Source organism: Curtobacterium sp. AC272 (assembly GCF_979258155.1).
Genome location: NZ_OZ409838.1, coordinates 586,077 through 607,112 on the forward strand (window position 1 = coordinate 586,077; position 21,036 = coordinate 607,112).

Sequence of the window (21,036 nt, forward strand, 5' to 3'; positions counted from 1 at the left end):
ACAACTCGGCACCACCGTCTGGGACGATGGCGGGATGCGCGCAGTCCAGTACGACCAGTTCGGATCCGCCCCGTCGATCGTCGACCTCCCTGATCCGGTGGCACCGGACCACGGTGTCGTCGTCCGGGTCGCGGCGACCGGGGTGTGCCGCAGTGACTGGCACGCCTGGAAGGGGCACGACGACTCCGTCGCACTGCCGCACGTCCCCGGGCACGAGTTCGCCGGTGTCGTCACGTCCGTCGGGGACTCGGTGACCCGGGTCTCGGTCGGTGACCGGGTGACCGCGCCCTTCGTGTTCGCCTGCGGGACGTGCCCGGAGTGCGTCGACGGCGCCACCCAGGTGTGCACGCGCCAGCAGCAACCCGGGTTCACGCTGCCCGGTTCCCACGCCGAGTCGGTCGTCGTCCCGCACGCCGACGTCAACGTGGTCGCGCTGCCGGACGCCGTGGGCTTCGCCGAAGCCGCGGCGCTCGGGTGCCGGTTCGGGACGGCGTACCACGCCCTGCACGCCCGAGGTCGGGTCGCAGCAGGGGAGTGGGTGGTCGTGTTCGGCTGCGGCGGCGTCGGCCTGTCGACGATCATCGTCGCGGTCGCGGCGGGCGCACAGGTGGTCGCGGTGGACGTCTCGCCGGCGGCGCTCGAACGTGCTGCGGCACTCGGCGCCGTCACGGTGCCGATGGACGGAGCGGCAGTCGCGGCGGTCCGCGCTCGCACCGACGGCGGCGCGCACGTCTCGATCGACGCCTTCGGCAGCCGAGCGACCTCCGTCGCAGCGGTCGCTTCCCTGCGCCCTCGGGGACGTCACGTGCAGGTGGGCCTGTTGCTCGACGACGAGGCCGAGCCGGTGATCCCGATGGGCCGCGTCATCGCTGATGAGCTCGAACTGCTCGGCAGCCACGGGATCTCCGTGGGGGAGTACGCGGCGATGCTCGCCGACGTCGTGACCGGGCGACTGCATCCGGACGACTCGATCGGCCGGACGATCGGGTTCGAGGAGCTGCCCGGCGCGATCGTCGCGATGGACCGTCCCGCCACGTCGACCGGGATGACCGTCGCCGTCTTCTGACCTGCTCGTCGCCGTCTTCTGACCTGCTCGGCGCTGTCTCCTGAACTGCTCGGCGCTGTCTCCTGAACTGCTCGGCGCTGTCTCCTGAACTGCTCGGCGCTGTCTCCTGAACTGCTCGGCGCTGTCTCGCTAACTGCTCAGCGCTGTCTCCTGAACTGCTCAGCGCTTCGGTCGGTACACCAGGCCGAGCGCGCCGCCTGCGAAGGCCTGAGCACTGATCAGTTCGAGATCGAGCTCGTCCGTCAGGTCGGCGAACACGCCATCGCCCGACCCCAGCGCGACGGGCAGGACCGCCAGCCGGTACTCGTCGACCAGACCGGCCCGGACGAGGCTGCGGCCGAACTCCGTCCCGCCCTGAGCGAGGACGTACCCGCCCGACTCCTGCTTGAGCGCCGTCACCTCGGCTTCGAGCGGTCCGGCTGCGACTCGTGCACCCGTCCAGGTCGCCGCCGCGGGGAGTCGGGGTCGGGGACTGCCACGGTTCGCGGATCGAAGTCGCGCTGCGTGGTGAAGACGACCTTGGGGATCCGGTTCATCGGTTCGGCGATCGGCCCGGGCGCCGTCGGCCAGAAACCTGAGATGCTCTCGAAGGTCTTGCGGCCGAAGGCGTGCACACCCGCACCAGCGACGACGTCGAGCACCCAGGCCATCGAGTCCGGACTCCCGCCGCGGAACATCCAGTCCGAATCGGCTCGGGGAGCGGCCACGAAGCCGTCCAACGACATCGACATCTTCAGGACGAGTTCACGCACGGGGAGCCCCAGTCCGGATCTGAGTTGACATAATATGCATTATCGGCGCATACCTGTAGGCGGCACCAGGCGCTTGGTGAGCAGAAAAGGTCGAGTCCCACGCGCGGACTCGACCTTTCCTGCTCACGAAGCACATCGTCGGCGACCGTGTCAGTCGGCAGGCTTCGTCAGGACGTCGTCGGCGTCGATCTCGAGCGCCGCCGGCTCACCGCCCTGTTCTTCCAGGTTCTCCTGGTCGGTGTCCGGCTGCTCCGGCGTCTCGCTCTGCGTGGTCTCTTCGGCTGGGTCTGGCTGGCTGTAGCTCATGCGCCGGACGCTACGCCGAACGCGCTGAGGACGCATCGGGCTCCATCCACAGCGCGTTCGTGTCGGACGGCCGGTCGACGCCACGGGAGGAACGATGCCGCACACGCTCGTCGGGCTGATCGGCGCCGGACTGCACCGGTCGCTGACTCCCCTGATGCACGAAGCAGAGGGCCGGCTGCTCGGACTCGACTACGAGTACCGCCTGCTCGACCTCGACGTACTCGGCAGCACTGCGGCGGACCTTCCGGAACTGCTCGCCACCGCCGAGGCCGAGGGGTACTGCGCGGTCAACGTCACGCACCCCTGCAAGCAGGCCGTCATCCCGTTGCTCGATGCGCTCGATCGCCGCGCTGCGCGGATCGGTGCGGTCAACCTCGTGCTGTTCCGCGACGGCTGCCGCATCGGGTTCAACACCGACGAGACCGGCTTCCGGATCGCCGTGGAACGCGGCCTCGGCTCGGTCGCCGGGCAGCACGTCGTTCAGTTCGGTGCCGGTGGTGCCGGCTCGGCGATCGCCCACGCGCTCGTCGGACTCGGCGTCCGGCGGGTCGACGTCGTCGATGGGGACGTCGGCCGCGCGGAGGCGCTCGTCGCGACGATCGAGCCACCGACCGACTCGTCCGTCGACGTCCGCGTCCTGGCGATGACCGACGCCAGTGACGTACTCGCGACGGCGGACGGGGCCGTCAACGCGACACCGCTCGGCATGAACGACGACCCGCGACAGGCCTTCGACCCCGCGCTGCTCCCCCAGGGCGCCTGGGTCTCCGACGCCGTCTACTTCCCGCTCGAGACGCCGCTCGTCCGATCGGCACGTGCGGCCGGATGCCGGGTGGTCGACGGTGGCTGGATGGCCGTCGGGCAGGCGGTCGCGAGCCTCCGACACATCACCGGGCTCGAGCCCGACCTCGACCGGGTGCGCGCTGCCTTCACCGGCTTCCTCGCCGAGGGCGAACCGCCGGTGATCGAACCGGACGCGAAGCCATCGGGTGAGCAGAAGAGGTCGAGTCCGGATGACGGACTCGACCTCTTCTGCTCACGATGCACGCCCGCGGACGTCACGAGGCGGACGTCACGAGGCGGACGTCACGAGTGCGCCCTCGGACGGGCCTCCATCACGACTGGGTGAGGATGACCGCCGTCAGGATGTAACCGACGATGCCGATGACGATCGCGACGGCCGACAGGATGATGCCGGCGAGGACGGTGCCGCGGCTACCCCCACGCTTGCGCGCCAGGATGCCGAGCACGAGCCCGATGATGCCGGCGATGATGCCGATCAGGGCGACGAAGATGCCGCCGACGACGCCGACGATGCCGAGCACCAGGGAGACGACACCGAAGGTGTTGGACTGAGCGGGCGCGTTGCCGGGGTTGGACATGAGAGCTCCTTCGATCAGGACGCCGATCCAGGCCGGGTAGCCGATCGTGAGCGTCGATCAAACGCTATCCGAATCGCACCGGCAACGTTCAGGTTCCGTGCACGAACCTGTCCCCTGCTTCAGGCGCCGACGTAGGCCGCCAGGTGCTGGCCGGTCAGGGTCGAGCGGGCGGCGACGAGGTCGGCGGGCGTGCCCTCGAACACGATCCGTCCGCCGTCGTGACCCGCGCCGGGCCCGAGGTCGATGATCCAGTCGGCGTGCGCCATCACGGCCTGGTGGTGCTCGATCACCACGACGGTCTTGCCCGAGTCCACCAAACGGTCGAGCAGCCCGAGCAACTGGGCGACGTCCGCCAGGTGCAGTCCGGTGGTCGGTTCGTCGAGCACGACGATGCCGCCACGCTCACCGAGGTGCGTCGCGAGCTTGAGCCGCTGCCGCTCTCCGCCGGACAGCGTCGTGAGCGGCTGCCCGATCGTCAGGTACCCGAGTCCGACGTCGGCCAGGCGTGCCAGGATCGTGTGCGCAGCAGGCAGCGCGGCCGGGCCGTCGGCGAAGAACGCCACGGCCTCGGCGACGGACATGCCCAGGACCTGGCTGATGTCCTTGCCACCGAGCTGGTAGCCGAGCACGGACTGGTCGAACCGCTTGCCGTCGCACTCCACGCACGGGGTGGCGATGCCCGCCATCATCCCGAGGTCGGTGTAGACGACACCGGCGCCGTTGCACGCGGGGCACGCGCCCTCGGAGTTCGCGCTGAACAGCGCGGGCTTCACGCCGTTGGCCTTCGCGAACGCCTTGCGGATGGGTTCGAGCAGCCCGGTGTACGTCGCCGGGTTGCTGCGTCGCGAGCCGCGGATCCCGCTCTGGTCGATGGCCACGACACCCTCGCGATGCGCGAGCGAACCGTGGATCAGCGTGCTCTTGCCGGAACCGGCGACCCCCGTCACGACGGTGAGCACACCGGTGGGGACGTCAACGTCGACGTCGTGCAGGTTGTGTGCCGACGCACCGCGGATCGCGATCGCCCCGTCGGAACGGCGGACGGCGGTCTTCACCGAGACGCGGTCGTCCAGGTGCTGACCGGTGATGGTCCCGCTCCCCGCAGCCCCTGCACCGGACCCTGGTAGCAGAGCGTTCCGCCGCCGGAACCGGCGCCCGGGCCGAGGTCGACGACGTGGTCGGCGATCGCGATCACCTCGGGCTTGTGCTCGACCACGAGCACGGTGTTCCCCTTGTCGCGCAGCCGCAACAACAGGCCGTTCATCCGCTCGATGTCGTGCGGGTGCAACCCGGTGCTCGGCTCGTCGAAGACGTACGTGACGTCGCTGAGGGACGACCCGAGGTGCTTCACCATCTTGACCCGCTGCCCCTCTCCCCCGGACAGCGTGCCGGTCGGGCGGTCGAGCGAGAGGTAGCCGAGACCGATCTCGACGAACGACTCGAGCAGGTCGCGGAGGCCGTCGAGCAGCGGCGCGACGCCGGGGTCGTCGATGGCCCGCAGCCACGGCACGACGTCGGTGATCTGCATCGAACAGACGTCGGCGATGCTCTTCCCGCTGATCTTCGACGAGCGGGCGATGTCGTTCAGCCGGGTGCCGCCGCACGCCGGGCACGTCGTGAAGGTCACCGCACGGTCGACGAAGGCGCGGATGTGCGGCTGCATCGCCTCGCGGTCCTTCTGCAGCATCGAACGGCGCACCCGGGGGACGAGCCCCTCGTACGTCATGTTGATGCCGGCGATCTTCTGCTTCGTGGGCTCGCGGTAGAGGAAGTCGGCGCGCTCCTGCTCGGTGAAGTCGCGGATCGGGGTGTCCTTGTCGAAGTACCCGGACTCCGCGTACATCCGGACATTCCACCCGTCGGTGCCGTAGCCGGGGATCGTGATCGCCCCGTCGCCGAGGGCCTTCGAGTCGTCGAACAGCTGCGTCAGGTCGATGTCGTTGACGAGCCCGCGCCCTTCGCAGTCGGCGCACATGCCCCCGAGCCGGGTGAACGAGACCTTCTCGGCCTTGGCGTCCTTGCCCTTCTGCACCGTGATCGCTCCCCGGCGGTGACCGTCGCCAGGTTGAACGAGAACGCGTTCGGACCACCGACGTGCGGGTCGCCCAGACGGCTGAAGAGCACGCGCAGCATCGCGTTCGCATCGGTGGCGGTGCCGACGGTCGACCGTGGGTCGGCGCCGATGCGCTCCTGGTCGACGACGATCGCGGTGGTCAGGCCGTCGAGCAGGTCGACGTCGGGTCGCGCGAGCGACGGCATGAAGCCCTGCACGAAGGCGCTGTACGTCTCGTTGATCATCCGCTGCGACTCGGCGGCGACGGTGCCGAAGACGAGCAGAGCTCTTGCCGGACCCGGACACACCGGTGAACACCGTGAGTCGACGCTTCGGCAGGTCGACGTCGATCCCCTGCAGGTTGTTGGCGCGGGCACCGCGCACGCGGATGCGGTCGTGGCCGTCGGCGGCGTGCACGCTCCGGCTCGGTGCGGCGTCGTCACCGGAACTGGTGTGCATGTCGATCAGCGTACCGGCGGGTACCGACACCGACAACGCAATCCCGCACCGTGCGTTGGACGCGACCCACCACCGGACAGGAGGCACGGTCACGCCCGCACCGCGCCTCCCGTCAGCACCGTGCGCACCTTCTCACCCCGTGCGCGGTTCCACGCACCGTGCAGCGCCACGAGCGCGCACCACGCCACGAACCCCGCACCGACCGACGGACCCGGCACGGTGCGCTGGACGCAACCCACCACCGGACGGGAGGCACGGGTCAGACCCGCCCCGCGCCTCCCGTCAGCACCGTGCGCACCTTCTCACCCCTGCGCGGTTCCACGCACCGTGCAGCGCCACGAGCGCGCACCACGCCACCAACCCCGCACCGGCCGACGGACCCGGCACCGTGCAGACGACGGCGGGTCAGACGACGGCCGGGTTCAGACGACGGCCGGGTCAGGCGGCAGCGAACCGGCGGACCAGGTCCGGCAGCTCCGCCGGTTCGAACGGTTCACCGGTGGCGTCGAGCTCGTCGGCGGTCCACCAGCGCGACGCGAGGATGTCGACCCGCTCGTCATCCGTCCACTCGGCGTCCGACAACTCGAAACCCGGAGTACGCACGACGTAGAACTCGCTGTGGCCGCGGTCGTGGTCGGCGAGGTCCCACTCGACGGTGAAGTCCCAGGACCACACGGGCTCGCCCGGGTCGTCGATGACGATGCCGGTCTCCTCGCGCAGCTCGCGGATCGCCGCGTCGCGGTGGTCCTCGCCGGGGTCGACCCCGCCACCCGGTGTGATCCACCGGTGGGCACCGTCCGACGACGGCGAGTTCGTGTCCATCAGGAACACGCGACCCTCGGGGTCGAGCAGGATGATGCGGGAGGTTCGGCGCAGGCCGGGCTTGGCAGTCACCCGCCCGACGCTAGCCGACGAAGCCGCTGACGTCGCCGACGAGCTTGGTGTGGTCGGCGGGGATCGGCTCGATCGCAGCGAGGGCGATCTCGGCGGCGAACTCCGAGACGCTGTAGAGCTTGCCGACCTCTTGCCGGCGGCCCTCGATCGCGCCGGGGTTCAGGCGGTTCAGCAGGGTCGCGGTGATCGTGCCCTCGATCATGTCGCCGGAGACGACGACGAATTCGATGCCGGCGGCCTCGAGCTGCGGGATGAGCTCGCGCAGGGCGAGTTCGCCGGCGCGCTTGCTCTTGGCGACGGGCACGTACTCGTCCATCGTCTCGGCGGTCTCGACGAAGTGGGCCTGGTGGCTCGTGACGAACACGACGCGCGACCCGGCGGGCATGTGCGGCACGGCGGTCTGGAGCATGTCGACCTGCGCGTCGCGGTTCAGGCGGAGCGCGTAGTCCTCGCCGAGGCCGGACTCCATGCCGCCCGAGGCGTTCAGCACGAGCAGGTCGATCCCGCCCCACTCCTGCACGACGGTGTCGACGAGCGCCTGCACCGATTCGTGGTCGGTCAGGTCGGCGCCGACCGCCAGCGCGGAGCCACCGGCCGCGACGACCTTCTCGGCGATCTGCTCGGCGCGCTTGGCCTTGTTGCGGTAGTTCACGACGACCTTGGCGCCGGCCTCGGCCAGGTACCCGACGGTGTCGGCGCCGATGCCGCGCGACGAGCCGGTGACGACGGCGCGCGTGTCGGTGAGGGATCCGGGGGCGAGGGGGTTGCTCACAGTCGTGTTCTCCAGGTCGTGTTCCGGCCGGTCGGCCGCACCGAGCCTACCAATCGCCTGCACGACCGACCGACCCTCCTGATATGTTGAACGGAGTTGTACCGGCCGTCGCGACGCTGCGAGCCACGGCGCGCGACCGAGGAGGAGATCGCGTGAACGGAATCGATTGGATCCAGACCATCGTCTGGATCGGACTGGTGTTGCTGCTGGGAGTGGTCGAGATCTTCACCCTCGACTTCATCTTCATCATGCTCGCGGCCGGAGCCGCCGGTGGGTTGATCGCCGCCCTGCTCGGCGCCCCGTGGTGGCTGTCCGCCATCATCTCCGCCGTGCTCGCGCTCGTGCTGCTGTCGCTCGTGCGACCGCGCCTGCTGCTCATGCTCGGCCGAGGCGCCGACCCGCACCGCACGAACATCGAGGGGCTCATCGGGCTCCCCGGTACCGTCGCCGTCGCGTTCACATCATCCGCTCCCGGTCAGGTCCGCCTGGCCAACGGCGAGACCTGGAGCGCACGGTTCGCCGTGGGCGCCATCGACCGCACTCCGCCACTCGGCACCCCCGTGGTCGTCGAGTCGATCGAGGAGTCGACCGCGGTCGTGCGCCTCGCAGAAAGGGCCACCTCGTGACCATCACACCCGGGACGATCGCACTGCTCGTCCTGATCCTCGTCGTCGTCATCTTCGTGATCGTCGTCCTGGCCAAGGCGATCCGCATCGTCCCGCAGGCCACCGCGGGCATCGTGGAACGCCTCGGCAAGTACCACAAGACCCTCTCGCCGGGCCTGAACCTGCTCGTGCCGTTCATCGACCGCCTGCGGCCCCTGCTCGACATGCGTGAGCAGGTCGTGTCGTTCCCGCCGCAGCCGGTGATCACCGAGGACAACCTCGTGGTCTCCATCGACACCGTGGTCTACTTCCAGGTCACCGACGCCCGCGCGGCGACGTACGAGATCGCGAACTACCTCGGCGCCGTCGAGCAGCTCACCACCACCACGCTCCGCAACGTCGTCGGTGGCCTCAACCTCGAAGAGGCCCTGACCAGCCGCGACAACATCAACGGTCAGCTCCGCGTCGTGCTCGACGAAGCGACCGGCAAGTGGGGCATCCGCGTCGGCCGTGTCGAGCTCAAGGCGATCGAGCCGCCCGTGTCCATCCAGGACGCCATGGAGCAGCAGCTGCGTGCCGAGCGGAGCCGTCGTGCCGCGATCCTGCAGGCCGAGGGCACCAAGCAGTCCCAGATCCTCGAGGCCGAGGGGCAGCGGCAGGCCGCCATCCTCGCGGCCGAGGGTGACGCCAAGGCCCAGGTGCTCCGCGCCGAGGGTGAAGCCTCGGCCATCGCCACGGTCTTCGAGGCCATCCACACCGGTGACCCCGACGACAAGCTGCTCTCGTACCAGTACCTGCAGATGCTCCCGAAGATCGCCGAGGGCACCGCGAACAAGCTCTGGATGATCCCGAGCGAGTTCACCGAGGCACTGTCCGGCATCGCGAAGGGCTTCTCCGGCGGACGGAGCGGCAGCGGCCCCGTCGCCGGCGCCGGCTCGGGCGGGGACTTCCTCTCCCGCATCTCCAAGCTCGCGAACGAGAGCCTGGCGAACACCGCGGCCGCCGGGTCGGCCGACACGGCCATGCCGCGTGCGGATGCGACCGCCGCGGACATCGTCCCCGAGTCCGACCTCGACGCACGACTGGCCGAGTCGAACCGGAGCGTCGACGCGCACCTCGCAGCCGCTGACGACGCGACCGCCGAGAAGGTCGACGACGCACCGGCCCCGCAGGCCGACGCCGCGCAGCACCCGAACGACGAAGCGTCGGGGCACCGCACCAGCGACGGCTCCGGCCGACGCTGACCCGCACCACCACGAACGACGATGCCCGCCCCGGGGAACCGGGGCGGGCATCGTCGTTCGTCAGGTGGTGGTGTCAGGCACCGCGTCGTGCACGGAGGACCTGCAGGCGCTCTTCGAGGAGCTCCTCGAGTTCCTCGCGCGAGCGACGCTCGAGCAGCATGTCCCAGTGGGTGCGGGGCGCCTTGACGTCCTCTGCTGCGACCTCGACGGGGATGCCGTCGTCACCGAGCAGGCGTCCTTCGCGGCCGGAGCGTGGCTCCGACCAGGTCTGGGGCACGTCTGCGTCAGCGGAGAAGACGATGTCGAAGGTCTCCCCCGAATCGGTCTGGTAGACCGCGCGCTTGCGGTCCGAGAGCTCGACGCCCTCTTCGCTCTGGAGGCTCTGACTCCCGAGCCGCATGCCGCGGAGACTCCGATCAGCCATGTGTGTGCTCCTCTCGCTCGTCTGCCCTCCACAACACTGTCCCACGCGCCGTCGTTCCCGACTGGGCGCATTCACAGTCCGTTCCCAGTGCGTGGCCCCGATGCACAGGATCACGGCCTCGGACGCACAGGGACGCGGCGGCGGATCAGGAGCGCTTGCGGCGCCCCCACGGTGCAGAGGCGAGCAGCACGAGGAGCCCGCCGAGCGACAGGAACAAGGCGATCGCCCCCGACGCGAGCGACGCCGGGGTCGTCGAGGTACCGAGCGGCACGTCGGTCACCATCGAGGTCGCGGTGTACTCGGGGACCCGGTCGATGGTGCGTCCGGACGGGTCGATGACCTGCGAGGCGCCGACGGTCGAGATGTTGACGAGGGACCGACCGGTCTCGATCGCCCGCATCCGTGCGATCTCCAGCTGCTGCAGGTTCTCGTCGGTGCCGGAGAAGTCCGCGTTGTTCGTCTGCGCGAGGATCACCTGCGCTCCCCCACGCACCATGTCGCGGGCCAGTCCGTCGTCGACGATGTCGAAGCAGATCGCGATGCCCGCCTCGATCCCCGCCACCGGCAGGACGTTCGGCTTCGTCCCCGGCGTGTAGTCACGCTGCAGCAGGCCGATCAGGGACGGCGCGAGCTTCGAGAAGAACCACCGGTCCGGTACGTACTCGCCGAACGGCACCGGGCGCTTCTTGTCGTAGGACGACTGCCACCCGTCGGCGGTCCACACGAACGACGTGTTGTGCAGCACCCCGGACGGGGTCTGCGTGATGGCTCCGGCGACCAGCGGCGCACCGACCGAGTCGACGACGGCGTCGAGCGACGACGCGATCACGGGCTGCTGGCGCGGGTCGAACTCGGCGGAGGCCTCGGGCCAGACGACGAGGTCGACACCCTTCGCCTCGACGTCGGTCGCCGCGACCTGCGCCGCCAGGACCTCGCCCGGCGCAGCCCGGTCGAAGTACCCGGCCGGCCCGTTGCCCTGCACCGACTCGATCCGGATGGTGCCGGACGTCGCGGTCGGCCAGGCCGGCACCGCCAGCACGGCGGCGACGAGCAGCCCGGCGGTCGCGACCCGGACCGGCAGTCGCAGGGTCGCGCCCGGCGCCCGCGGGGTGACGAGGGCGAGTGACACGACGACCGCGACGCAGTAGACGACCACGAACGTCACCCCGAGGACGCCGACGTACGCGGCGAGGTGGGTGAACGGCCCCTGCGACTGCGACAGGCCGACGCGCCCCAGGCGAAACCGCCGTACGGCCAGCTCCCCGAGAACCACTCGCGTCCGGTCCACAGTGCGGCGACCACGGCCGGGAGGCCCCACACGCGTCCGGCGGTCGAGGGCACCACGCGCGCGACCCAGCGGTACGCGAGGGCGATCGCGACGCTGCCGAGGGCGAAGAACGCCGCCTCCAACAACGCCAGTGCGAACCACGGGACGGGCCCCAGGTAGCGACCGGCCCACGAGATGGCCGGGATCCAGAACGCGGCACCGGCCACGTAGCCCAACCACGCGGCCCTGCGGCCGCGTTGCCCCATCGCCGCGAGGAGCATGCAGGCCAGCGCCGGGAAGGCCAGGAACCACCAACCGGGCGACGGGAACGCGAGCGCGAAGAGCAGCCCGCCGATGACTGCCAGGGGCAGCGCGCTGCCAGCGGGAGCGCCGCGAACGGGCCGTCCGCGACCGCACCGCGGCCCACGCGCGCGCGCACCCCGCGCACACCGGTCTCCGGAACCCGCACCGTGCCTCCTGTCAGACCGCGGCGTAGGCGACGATGCCGCGGCGCACCGCGTCGGTCGCACGTCGGGCGGTCTGGGCGAGGTCGTCGTCACCGGCGTTCCGGATCTGGTCGAGCAGGTCGATGACCTGCTTCGACCAGCGGACGAAGTCGCCGGCGGGCAGGTCGAGGGTGCGCAGGACGTCGTCGAGGGCCGAGCCGGAGGCCCAGCGGAACATGCCGACCGCCATCGCCGGGGTGGGCGGCACCGAACCGGCCAGACGAGCGTCGCGTTCGATGTCGTCGAGGCGCGACCAGATCGTCAGGGTCTCGTCGAGGGCCGGACGGAACGCGCCGCGCGGCAACGCGTGCTCGGTGCCGGGGGCGTCGTCGCGACGGGGCTGGTAGATGATCGTGGCGGCCATCGCGGCGAGCTGCGCCGGCGTGAGGTCCTTCCAGACGCCAGCCTCGAGGCACTCGGCGACGAGCAGGTCCCGGTCGCCGTAGATGCGCTGCAGCCGGCGGCCACCAGCGGCCACGGTGGCCTCGCCGTTGCCGGCGTCGACGAGGTAGCCGAGCTGCAGGAGCACGTCGGTGACCCGGTCGAACGTGGTCGCCACGGCACCGGTGCGGGACCGGATCTGCTGGAGCAGCTTGTCGTTGACGCGCTTCAGCTTCCACCAGCGCTCCGCCCAGCGGGCGTGCGCCTCGCGGTCGGGGCAGGCGTGGCAGGGGTGCCGCTGCATCTGGCGACGGACCGCCGTGATCGCGGCCTGCCGCTCCTGCCGTGCGCCGTGCGAGGCCTCGCGCCCACCGGGCACGTTCGTGCGCTCGAGGTCGGACAGCTCGCGGCGGAGCGTCGAGTACTCGGTGAAGTCGCCGAGGTGGCACTGCATGGCCTCGCGGTAGCCCTCGAGGGACTCCTGCTGCGAGCGGACCTTGCGGGCCAGGTCGACCACGGACCGGTCGGCCTGGAACTGCGCGAACGAGGTCTCGAGGACCTCGCGCGTGCGCTGCCGCCCGAACTGGTCGATCAGGTTGACGGCCATGTTGTAGGTCGGCTTGAACGACGAGTTCAGCGGGTAGGTGCGCCGGCTGGCGAGCGAGGCGACGGCCTGGGGGTCGAGGCCGTCGGTCCACTGGATGACCGAGTGCCCCTCGACGTCGATGCCACGGCGTCCGGCACGCCCGGTGAGCTGCGTGTACTCCCCGGGGTGATCGGGACACGGGCCTCGCCGTTGAACTTCTCCAGCTTCTCGAGCACCACGGTGCGTGCGGGCATGTTCACACCGAGCGCGAGGGTCTCGGTGGCGAACACCACCTTGAGCAGCTTGCGCTGGAAGAGGTTCTCGACCACTTCCTTGAACGCGGGGAGCATGCCGGCGTGGTGCGCGGCGACCCCGCGCTCCAGGCCCTCGAGGAACTCCCAGTAGCCGAGGACGGCGAGGTCCTCGTCCGGCAGGGTGCGGCAGTGGTACTCCGCGGTCTCGCGGATCTCGTTGCGCTCCGGGACCGTGGTGAGCGACAGGCCGGAGCGCAGGACGTTCCGGACGCCCTGGTCGCACCCGGCACGGCTGAACACGAAGAAGATCGCGGGCAGCAGCATCCGCTCGTCGAGCATGTGCGCGATGCGTTCGCGGTGCAGTTTCTCGGTCCGCGGCCCACGGCGGTCGTGGTATCCCCGCGCCCTCGTCCGCCACGGTGGCCGCCGCCGTGCCGTTCGCTGCGCGAGGCACCACCGACCATGCGGAGCAGTTCCGGGTTGACGCGGTTCGTCGCCGCCGCACCGCTGGAGTCGAACAGGTCGACCATCTTCGAGCCGACCAGGACGTGCTGCTCGAGCGGGACCGGGCGGTCTTCCGACACGATGACGTCGGTGTCCCCGCGGACGGCCTGCAGCCAGTCGCCGAACTCCTCGGCGTTGGAGACCGTCGCGCTGAGCGAGACCAGCCGGACCTCGGTCGGCAGGTGCAGGATCACTTCTTCCCACACCGCACCGCGGAACCGGTCGGCCAGGTAGTGGACCTCGTCGAGGACGACCCAGGCCAGGTCGTCGAGCAGGTCGGAATCGGCGTAGATCATGTTCCGCAGGACCTCGGTCGTCATCACGACGACCCGCGCCCGCGGGTTCACGTTCGTGTCACCGGTGAGCAGGCCCACCTCGGACTCGCCGTAGACCTCGACCAGCTCGGCGTACTTCTGGTTGCTCAGCGCCTTCATCGGTGTCGTGTAGAACACCTTCGCCGTCGGCTGCCGCATCGCCAGCCAGATCGCGAACTCGGCCACGATCGTCTTGCCGGCACCGGTCGGCGCGGCCACGAGGACGCTGCGGCCCTGGTCGAGCGCGTCGCACGCGGCGAACTGGAACGGGTCGAGGTCGAAGCGCAGGTCGGCGCGGAACAGCTCCAGGTTGCGGGAGCGGTTCCGGACCTTGGCGGCGGCGAAGCGCTCGGCCGCGCTGAGGTCCGCGCCCGTCACAGGCCGTACTCTTCGTCGAGCTTGGCCTGCTTCTTCGCCACCCTGCGGTCGTGGAACCAGGCCACGACGCACGCGGCGATGTAGAGCACCACCATCGGGACGGCCAGCAGGAACATCGAGATGACGTCGGCGCTCGGCGTGACGATCGCGCAGAAGACCAGGATGCACAGGATCGCGATGCGCCAGGACTTGATGATCGCCGCCGCCGACAGGACACCGACGAAGTTCAGCAGCACGATGAAGACCGGCAGCACGAACGCGATGCCGACCGCGACGATGAGCTTGATGACGAAGTCGTAGTACGCCTTCGCATCGACGATCGAGGTGTCCTGGCTCGACACGAAGCTGCCGAGGATGCCGACCACGTGCGGCAGGATGTACCACCCGAAGTAGCACCCGGCGAAGAACAGCGGGATCGCGGTGCCGAGGAAGCCCCACACGTACTGCTTCTCACGCCGCACCAGGGCGGGCACGATGAACGCCCAGATCTGGTAGAGCCAGACCGGGCTGGCGATGACGATGCCGATCGTGATCGCGATCTGCAGCTTGAGGTCGAACGCGCCCGTGATCATCGGGAAGTTCAGCTCGGCCGTGTGCCCGCCGACCTTGGCGAGCTCGGCCACCGGTGCCCGTAGCGAGTCCAGCACGAACGGGGTCAGGAACCATCCACCGACCGCGGCGATGACCACGGCGATCACTGCGCGGAACAGGCGGTTGCGCAGCTCGATGAGGTGCTGCCCGAGCGACATGCGGCCTTCGGCGTCGTTGTCACGGCGCCCTTGCCGCCTCGCTCGCCCGCGCGCGGTCGTCGAAGCCATGGGTCGATCCTACGGGGTGGGAACCGACAGTTCGGCGCGCTCCGTGCGAACGCACATGCAGGAGCGGTCGACGGCGGGGCTGCGACGTCAGCTGGCGGCGAGGGCAGCGGCGGCGAAGTCCCGCACCGCGTCCCGCGCTGCGGGCGGGTCGAGCACCACGGCACGGCCGGGCAGCCCCGCGACGAGCCGGACCACACCGTCGAAGCCGTTCGACGCCGCGAGCCGGATGCGCACGCGCGCCTCGGCGTCAGGGGCGTCGGCGGTGTCGGCGAGGAAGTCGGCCACGAGCGGCAGCGACGACGAGTCGAGCTCGACGGTGACGATGACGTCCTCTGCCGACTGCTGGAACAGCGTGTCCGGGATCACCACCTGGTCCGCCGACTTCTCCACCGCACGGTCGTCGACGCGTGCACCGGACATCCGGTCGAGGCGGAAGGTCCGGAGCGCCTGCCGGTCGAGGTCCCAGGCGCGGAGGTACCAGTCGGTGTCGATCGACTCGACGCGGAGCGGGTCGACCCGGCGGGTGCCGCCCTGGGTGCGCGGACCGGCGTACTCGAAGGACAGACCGCGGCCGTCGGCCATCGCACGACGGATCGTTGCCAGGGCGACGTCGTGCAGGTCCTGCCCGACGGCCACCGTCGAGGCGGCACCGCCGGCACCGCGCGACAGCTTCGCCATGAGTGCTCGGATGGCATCGCGGTCAGCGGCCTCGGGCAGCGCGGAGAGGTACTGCAGCCCGGCGATGAGCGCAGAAGCTTCTCGCGCGGACAGTCGGGGCGAGTCGTCGATGGCGACGAGGTTCGTCAGGACGATCATCTCGTTCTGGTCGAAGTCGTCCCAGGCGATGTCGAACAGGTCGCCGTGCTGGTACTGCATCGTCTCGCCGGGGACCCCCGACACCGCGATGAGCTCGACGGCGCGGCGGATGCGGGCCTCGGGGACACCGAAGTGGCGCGCGGCCTCGGCCACCGAGACACGCTCGCGGTCGATCAGGTACGGCACCAGGGCGAGCAGGAAGGCGAGCTTGTCCTGCGCCTGCAGGGGCTGGGCGTCAGCCACGGGCGGACTCCTCTCCGTCGCTGTGGTCGCGCACGAGCGCACGGAGCCGCTCGACGACGCGCAGCCGCAGGTCCTCCGGCTCGAGCACCCGGACCTCGGGTCCGAAGGCCGCGAGTTCCTCGGCCAGGATCTGTGGGTCGACGTGGTGCAGCACGAGTGCGCCGTCGGCGTCGGTCTCGGTGTCACGACGGCGGGCGAGCCGCCGCTCGGCGTCGGAGCCGGGGGTCACCGCGATGCGCGCCGTGCGCGCGGACCAGATCCGCTCGAGCTCGGCGAGCGTGCGCTCCCCCGCGCCCACCGGGGCGGTGTGCTGCCCGACGTCGTACTGCGTGACGGGTCCGACGATGCGTGACAGCAGGTAGTTCTTGTCCGAGTCCGTGGCGAACTCGTGGGCGGCGAGCATCCAGCGGCCGCCGTGCTGCACGAGGGCGAGCGGGGCGACCTCGCGACGACGGGCCTCGTGCTGGCCCGGGGTGATGTAGTCGAACCGGACGGCGGCACCGCGGTCGAGCGCGGAGCGGAGCGGCTCGAACGCCGCGTCGCGGGCCCGGAGTCGCGGGGCGTACGCGTCGACGCCGAGCTGGAGTGCGCCGTCGTCGTCCTCGGAACCCGCGGACCGGACCTTCAGCAGCCCGCGACGCGAGTCAGCGGACAGCGCGCCTTCGCGCCACGCCATGGCGGCCAGCGACAGCAGGGCCGACTCGTCCGGGGTGAACCGGACGTCGACGGGCAGGTCGTACTCGCCCTTCGGGATCCGGTACCGCAGCGTCTGGTTGTTGCCGGCGGCACCCGGTGTCTCGATGGTCTCGAGCGGGATGCCGAGCTCGCGGACGTCGTCCTTGTCGCGCTCGAACTGCCGCTCGAGCGAGGCGTTGTCCCCGCCAGGCGTGAACCGCTGGCGGTAGCCCTGCACGTTGGTCAGGATCTCCGCCTTGGTCAGCCCGGACTCCGTCGAGAGCAGCGCGAGCACGAGGCTGAACAGCCGCTCCTCTGCGGGCACACGGGGCACACGGGTCGCTGGCACGAGGCGATCCTACGGCAGCGCGGGTGCACCGGAGTGCACCCGCGCCGCGGTCGGTGGACGGTGTGGGAGCGTCAGCTCGACATCGCTCCGAGCACGTCGATGACGTAGGCGTAGGCGGTGCCCTGCTGGTTCACGACGGCCAGGACCTGGTCGCCGACGTGGTGCCCGACGATGGCGCCCTGCACGCCCTCGTCGACCTGGCCCTTGGTGAGCGGCACGGTCTGCGCACCCGAGCCGTCCGTCCAGCTGGAGCCGGCCACGGACGGATCAGCACCCCACGTCACGGCGGTGTACTTGATGACCGCGGTGTCCTTGGCGGTGAGCACCCGACCGGACCCCTTGCGCAGCAGGTGCGTCTCGTTCGACTTCGGCGCGTTCCACGACGGGATCGTGATGCCGGGGGCGCCGGACGGTGCGAGCACGACGGCGGGCATCTTGTCGCCGGCGAGCTGCGGGGTGCCGGTCGCGCGGGCGTCGAAGGCCCGCTTGACGTCGATGACGGCGATGACGGCGTCCTCGGTCTTCGCCGACGAGCCGCTGTCGGTGGTCGCGCTGGTGTCCGAGCTGCTGAGGGCGCTCTTCGGCAGCGCGACGGCCAGGCGGTCGCCGACCTGCGCGCACTCGAGCGACTCGCCGAGGGCGCCGTAGTTGCTCGCCCCGGCGGTGATCGGGGCAGTCTGCCCGGAGTACCCGCTGGTCTGCGCGACCTCGCCGGTGGCGCCGTCGACGAGCGTGTACTCGATCAGGACGGGGGTGCCGTCGTCGATCGTGCGGCCGTCGCCCTGCTTGAGGACGGAGACCTGCGTGCCCTTCGTGGTGAGTCCGCTCGGGATCGACACCTTCGGCTCCTTGCCGAACGCGCCGGTGGCGGTCACCGCTTCGGACGCCGCACCGGGTGCGGCGCAGCTCGAGGGGTGGTGCCGGCGCCGTTCGAGGCGCACGCCGTGAGCGACGCCACGAGACCGATGGTGACCAGGAGTGCGGGGATGGTGCGCACGGACCCTCTTTCCGTTCGATGCAGGACGGGCACGACCGTCAGCCTACCGTTCGCCGTCGGTCGGCTCGGACGCGTCGCTGACGGGTTCGGACCCCTCGACAGCGGCGGCTGCGGACCCGGCCTCGGCAGCAGCGACCTTGCGGGCCTGCGCCGCCGACTGCCGTGCGACCTTGCGGAGCTTCTTGTCGCTCGTCGCGCGCTCGCCCACGGCGCCGGGGGTCCAGGCCTCGATGTCCTCGTCGGAGAACTCGACCTTGCCCGCGCGGCGCTTCAGGTTCGGCAGGACGGTGCCGTCGGCCAGACGACGGGCCGTGATGAGGAACCCGGTGTGCCCGACCATGCGGTGGTCCGGTCGGACGGCAAGCCCCTCGACGTGCCAGGTGCGCACCAGGGTCTCGCTCGGCATCGGGTCGGTGAAGCGGCCGGTGTCGCGCAGGGCCTCGGCCGTGCGGGACAGCTGGGTGACGGTCGCGACGTAGCAGACGATGAGTCCGCCGGGCACGAGGGCGTCGGCTGCGGCGTCGACGCACTCCCACGGCGCGAGCATGTCGAGCACCACGCGGTCGACACTCTGCTCGTCGACGGCGCCGGGCAGCTCCTCGACCAGGTCGCCGACGGTCACGGACCAGTTGTCCGGGACGGCGCCGAGGAACGTGCCGACGTTGCCCTGTGCGATCGCCGCGAACTCCTCGCGACGCTCGAACGACTGCAGCTGCCCCGTCGGACCGATCGCCCGCAGCAGGAACAGGGAGAGGGCACCGGAGCCGACGCCCGCCTCGACCACCCGGGCGCCCGGGAAGACGTCCGCGAACGCCACGATCTGGGCGGCGTCCTTCGGGTAGACGATGGCGGCACCACGCGGCATCGACATCACGTAGTCGTTGAGCAGCGGACGGAGCGCGAGGTACTCGTCGCCCGTGCTGGCACGGATCACCGAGCCGTCGGGCTGACCGATGACGTCGTCGTGCCGGAGGACCCCGCGGTGCGTGTGGTACTCGCCGGCGGTCTCGAGGGACAGCGTCGTGAGCTTGCCCTTCGGGCCGGTGAGCTGCACGCGGTCGCCGGCCCGGAACGGGCCACGCGGCGGCGTGTGGGGTGCGCCACCAGCAGTGTGCGGCAGGGCCGCTGTCGGGTCGTCGGTGTGGCTCATCGGGTGACTCCCTCGGTGTCCGCAGCGTGCGCCGGGACAGGAGCCGGGCCTCCCGTCACGGCAGCGCGCGCGGCCAGCGCCGGCCCCGTCAACTCGACCAGGCGGTCGACGTCGACACCCGACAGGGTGGTCAGGTGCACGTCACCGCCGGCGATCTCGGACAGCGGGACGATGTGCTCCACGGCGACCGTGACGGCGCCGGAGGCGACGGCCGAGGCGACGCCGGTGGCGGAGTCCTCGATCGCGACGCACGCGGTCGGCTCGACACCGAGCTGGGCGGCGGCGGCGAGGTAGGCGTCCGGGAACGGCTTCGGACGGTCGACGTCGTCACCGGCCACGACGACGCGGAACCCGCGCTCGCCCAGTGCCTCGGCGGCGACGAGTGCCATCTTGCGGCGGGACATCGTCACCAGCGCGGTGGGGATGCCGCGGGCGTGGAGCTCCTCGACGAGCTCGCGGGCACCCGGGCGCCACGGCAGCTCACCCGCGCGCAGGTGCTCCATCACGTAGTCGGTCATCCACTGGATGATCTCCTCGACCTCCATGTCGACGCCCTTGGCGCGGAGGAGCTCGCCGGAGCGCTCGAGGCCGGAACCGACCAGGGACAGGCCGTCCTCGTGGGTCCACTCGGCGCCGTAGCGGTTCGTCAGGTCCACCTGGGAGCGCTGCCAGATCGGCTCGGTGTCGATGATCGTGCCGTCCATGTCCCACAGCACGGCTGCGGGCAGGACGAGGGCAGGAGGATGCGCGGTCACGGGCGACGAGTCTACCGGGGCCGTGCGCCGCGGCGGGCGCGGGCCGCGCACGGGTGGCCGGGCCGTTCCGCTGGGCGCGGACGCGCATGCCCGCGGGCGTCGCCGGGGCCTACAGTGGATGCCTGCATCGTGTCCGGCCGGGCGCCTCGTCGTGCCCGCCCCGCTCCGCTCCACCACCAGGAGGTCCGCTCCGTGCCACAGCACTCCCCTTCAGCGACGGCCGGTTGCTCGTCGTCGCCTTCGAGGGCTGGAACGACGCCGGCGAAGCCGCGAGCGGACTCGCCCGCCGCATCGTCGAGTCCCTCGGGCTCGACGAGCTGCGCGAGCTCGACGGGGAGCGGTACGTCGACTACCAGTTCAACCGTCCGACCATGGGGTCCGACGAGACCGGTGCCCGCGGGGTGCAGTGGCCCCGCATCGTGCTGCACGGCCCCGGGGCCGAGGGCCGTCCGGTCATCGGCGCCACCGGCTCCCCGACCGACCGCGACGTGTTCGTGCTCGTCGGTCCGGAGCCCTCCCGCACCTGGCGCGGCTTCTGCGCCGAGATCATCGACCTCGCTGACGTGTACTCGATCGACGCCGTCGTCTTCGTCGGCGCGATGCTGGCCGACGTCCCGCACACCCGGCCGATCTCCGTCTTCGTGTCGAGCGAGAACGCCGGCGTCCGCACCGCGTTCGACGTCGACAAGTCCTCGTACGAGGGTCCGACCGGCATCCTCGGCGTCCTGGCCGACGCGATGGACAAGGCCGGGCTGACCACGCTGTCGCTCTGGGCCTCGGTCCCGCACTACGTGCACAACTCGCCGTCGCCCAAGGCCACCCTCTCGCTGCTCGACAAGATCGAGGAGCTCACCGACGTCACCGTGCCGCGCGGCACCCTGCTCGACGACGCCACCGAGTGGGAGGACGGCATCGACGCCCTCGCCGCCGACGACGAGGACATGGCCTCGTACATCGGGCAGCTCGAGCAGGCCCGCGACACCGTCGACTCCCCCGAAGCGTCCGGTGACGCGATCGCGCAGGAGTTCGAGCAGTACCTGCGGCGCCGCGAGCACAAGGACGGCAAGGACGGCGGTACTGCTGGTG

20 protein-coding genes and 3 pseudogenes are annotated in these 21,036 nt (G+C 70.9%); 5 read left to right on the forward strand and 18 right to left on the reverse strand.

What is annotated here, in order from left to right; translation table 11 throughout:
- Positions 1–34 precede the first annotated feature (34 nt).
- Positions 35–1,066, forward strand: coding sequence for an alcohol dehydrogenase catalytic domain-containing protein (locus ACZZ0J_RS02990; protein ID WP_463434734.1), 1,032 nt, complete (start codon positions 35–37; stop codon positions 1,064–1,066).
- Positions 1,067–1,225: 159 nt separating this feature from the next.
- Here the strand turns inward: ACZZ0J_RS02990 and ACZZ0J_RS02995 are convergent, their stop codons facing one another.
- From ACZZ0J_RS02995 to ACZZ0J_RS03005, 3 genes are all read right to left on the reverse strand, one after another.
- The gene (locus ACZZ0J_RS02995; protein ID WP_463434736.1) at positions 1,226–1,465 is read right to left on the reverse strand and encodes a dihydrofolate reductase family protein; all 240 of its coding nucleotides are present in this window, start codon (positions 1,463–1,465) and stop codon (positions 1,226–1,228) included.
- A complete protein-coding gene (locus ACZZ0J_RS03000; protein ID WP_463434738.1) occupies positions 1,462–1,818 on the reverse strand; it encodes a dihydrofolate reductase family protein in 357 nt (118 codons plus the stop codon). Before ACZZ0J_RS03000 ends, ACZZ0J_RS02995 begins: the two co-directional genes overlap by 4 nt.
- Before the next feature lie 150 nt (positions 1,819–1,968).
- The gene (locus ACZZ0J_RS03005) at positions 1,969–2,124 is read right to left on the reverse strand and encodes a hypothetical protein (RefSeq protein ID WP_463434740.1); all 156 of its coding nucleotides are present in this window, start codon (positions 2,122–2,124) and stop codon (positions 1,969–1,971) included.
- A gap of 94 nt (positions 2,125–2,218) precedes the next feature.
- Between ACZZ0J_RS03005 and ACZZ0J_RS03010 the strand changes: the two genes are divergently transcribed.
- Positions 2,219–3,253, forward strand: coding sequence for a shikimate dehydrogenase (locus ACZZ0J_RS03010; protein ID WP_463434742.1), 1,035 nt, complete (start codon positions 2,219–2,221; stop codon positions 3,251–3,253).
- On the opposite strand, the gene ACZZ0J_RS03015 is transcribed toward ACZZ0J_RS03010, so the two are convergent.
- From ACZZ0J_RS03015 to ACZZ0J_RS03030, 4 genes and pseudogenes are all read right to left on the reverse strand, one after another.
- The gene (locus tag ACZZ0J_RS03015) at positions 3,240–3,506 is read right to left on the reverse strand and encodes a hypothetical protein (protein ID WP_123339648.1); all 267 of its coding nucleotides are present in this window, start codon (positions 3,504–3,506) and stop codon (positions 3,240–3,242) included. The two genes, ACZZ0J_RS03010 and ACZZ0J_RS03015, sit on opposite strands and share 14 nt — an antisense overlap.
- Before the next feature lie 119 nt (positions 3,507–3,625).
- Positions 3,626–6,018, reverse strand: a pseudogene (locus ACZZ0J_RS03020) (ATP-binding cassette domain-containing protein).
- A gap of 438 nt (positions 6,019–6,456) precedes the next feature.
- Positions 6,457–6,912 (reverse strand): NUDIX hydrolase, encoded by a 456-nt coding sequence (locus ACZZ0J_RS03025; protein WP_463434744.1) that lies wholly within the window; start codon positions 6,910–6,912, stop codon positions 6,457–6,459.
- A gap of 10 nt (positions 6,913–6,922) precedes the next feature.
- Complete coding sequence (locus tag ACZZ0J_RS03030; RefSeq protein ID WP_123312601.1) at positions 6,923–7,684, reverse strand: SDR family oxidoreductase; 762 nt, start codon at positions 7,682–7,684, stop codon at positions 6,923–6,925.
- A 152-nt stretch (positions 7,685–7,836) separates the two neighbouring features.
- Between ACZZ0J_RS03030 and ACZZ0J_RS03035 the strand changes: the two genes are divergently transcribed.
- Positions 7,837–8,310 carry an NfeD family protein gene (locus ACZZ0J_RS03035; protein ID WP_463434747.1) on the forward strand — a complete coding sequence of 158 codons (474 nt, stop codon included), beginning with the start codon at positions 7,837–7,839 and terminating at the stop codon, positions 8,308–8,310.
- On the forward strand, positions 8,307–9,533 hold the full coding sequence (locus ACZZ0J_RS03040) for an SPFH domain-containing protein (protein ID WP_214546715.1): 1,227 nt from the start codon (positions 8,307–8,309) through the stop codon (positions 9,531–9,533). The genes ACZZ0J_RS03035 and ACZZ0J_RS03040 overlap by 4 nt, the downstream gene beginning before the upstream one ends.
- 73 nt (positions 9,534–9,606) lie before the next feature.
- Here the strand turns inward: ACZZ0J_RS03040 and ACZZ0J_RS03045 are convergent, their stop codons facing one another.
- The 11 genes and pseudogenes from ACZZ0J_RS03045 to ACZZ0J_RS03095 all read right to left on the reverse strand — a co-directional run bounded on the left by ACZZ0J_RS03045 (position 9,607) and on the right by ACZZ0J_RS03095 (position 19,950).
- Complete coding sequence (locus tag ACZZ0J_RS03045) at positions 9,607–9,957, reverse strand: RNA polymerase-binding protein RbpA (RefSeq protein ID WP_111084006.1); 351 nt, start codon at positions 9,955–9,957, stop codon at positions 9,607–9,609.
- Between the two features lie 145 nt (positions 9,958–10,102).
- Positions 10,103–11,230 (reverse strand): apolipoprotein N-acyltransferase, encoded by a 1,128-nt coding sequence (gene lnt, locus ACZZ0J_RS03050; protein ID WP_463434751.1) that lies wholly within the window; start codon positions 11,228–11,230, stop codon positions 10,103–10,105.
- On the reverse strand, positions 11,119–11,784 hold the full coding sequence (locus ACZZ0J_RS03055; RefSeq protein ID WP_463434753.1) for a hypothetical protein: 666 nt from the start codon (positions 11,782–11,784) through the stop codon (positions 11,119–11,121). The genes lnt and ACZZ0J_RS03055 overlap by 112 nt, the downstream gene beginning before the upstream one ends.
- Positions 11,705–14,147, reverse strand: a pseudogene (locus ACZZ0J_RS03060) (DEAD/DEAH box helicase). Before ACZZ0J_RS03060 ends, ACZZ0J_RS03055 begins: the two are co-directional and overlap by 80 nt.
- A complete protein-coding gene (gene tatC / locus ACZZ0J_RS03065; RefSeq protein ID WP_111084003.1) occupies positions 14,144–14,896 on the reverse strand; it encodes a twin-arginine translocase subunit TatC in 753 nt (250 codons plus the stop codon). The pseudogene ACZZ0J_RS03060 and the gene tatC overlap by 4 nt, the downstream one beginning before the upstream one ends.
- A gap of 156 nt (positions 14,897–15,052) precedes the next feature.
- On the reverse strand, positions 15,053–16,024 hold the full coding sequence (locus ACZZ0J_RS03070; RefSeq protein WP_123339652.1) for a helix-turn-helix transcriptional regulator: 972 nt from the start codon (positions 16,022–16,024) through the stop codon (positions 15,053–15,055).
- On the reverse strand, positions 16,017–17,048 hold the full coding sequence (locus tag ACZZ0J_RS03075; RefSeq protein ID WP_111084001.1) for a helix-turn-helix transcriptional regulator: 1,032 nt from the start codon (positions 17,046–17,048) through the stop codon (positions 16,017–16,019). Before ACZZ0J_RS03075 ends, ACZZ0J_RS03070 begins: the two co-directional genes overlap by 8 nt.
- A 71-nt stretch (positions 17,049–17,119) precedes the next feature.
- Positions 17,120–17,923, reverse strand: a complete 804-nt coding sequence (locus ACZZ0J_RS03080) for an FKBP-type peptidyl-prolyl cis-trans isomerase (RefSeq protein ID WP_463434755.1) — start codon at positions 17,921–17,923, stop codon at positions 17,120–17,122.
- Entirely contained in the window at positions 17,920–18,045 is a 126-nt protein-coding gene (locus ACZZ0J_RS03085; RefSeq protein ID WP_275897987.1) for a hypothetical protein, read from the reverse strand. Before ACZZ0J_RS03085 ends, ACZZ0J_RS03080 begins: the two co-directional genes overlap by 4 nt.
- A 43-nt stretch (positions 18,046–18,088) precedes the next feature.
- Positions 18,089–19,195, reverse strand: coding sequence for a tRNA (adenine-N1)-methyltransferase (locus tag ACZZ0J_RS03090; protein ID WP_463434758.1), 1,107 nt, complete (start codon positions 19,193–19,195; stop codon positions 18,089–18,091).
- Complete coding sequence (locus tag ACZZ0J_RS03095; RefSeq protein WP_463434760.1) at positions 19,192–19,950, reverse strand: HAD family hydrolase; 759 nt, start codon at positions 19,948–19,950, stop codon at positions 19,192–19,194. Before ACZZ0J_RS03095 ends, ACZZ0J_RS03090 begins: the two co-directional genes overlap by 4 nt.
- A gap of 86 nt (positions 19,951–20,036) precedes the next feature.
- On the opposite strand from ACZZ0J_RS03095, the pseudogene ACZZ0J_RS03100 reads away from it, so the two are divergent.
- Positions 20,037–20,813: pseudogene (locus ACZZ0J_RS03100) on the forward strand (proteasome assembly chaperone family protein); the annotation flags it as partial.
- Positions 20,814–21,036: the final 223 nt, after the last annotated feature.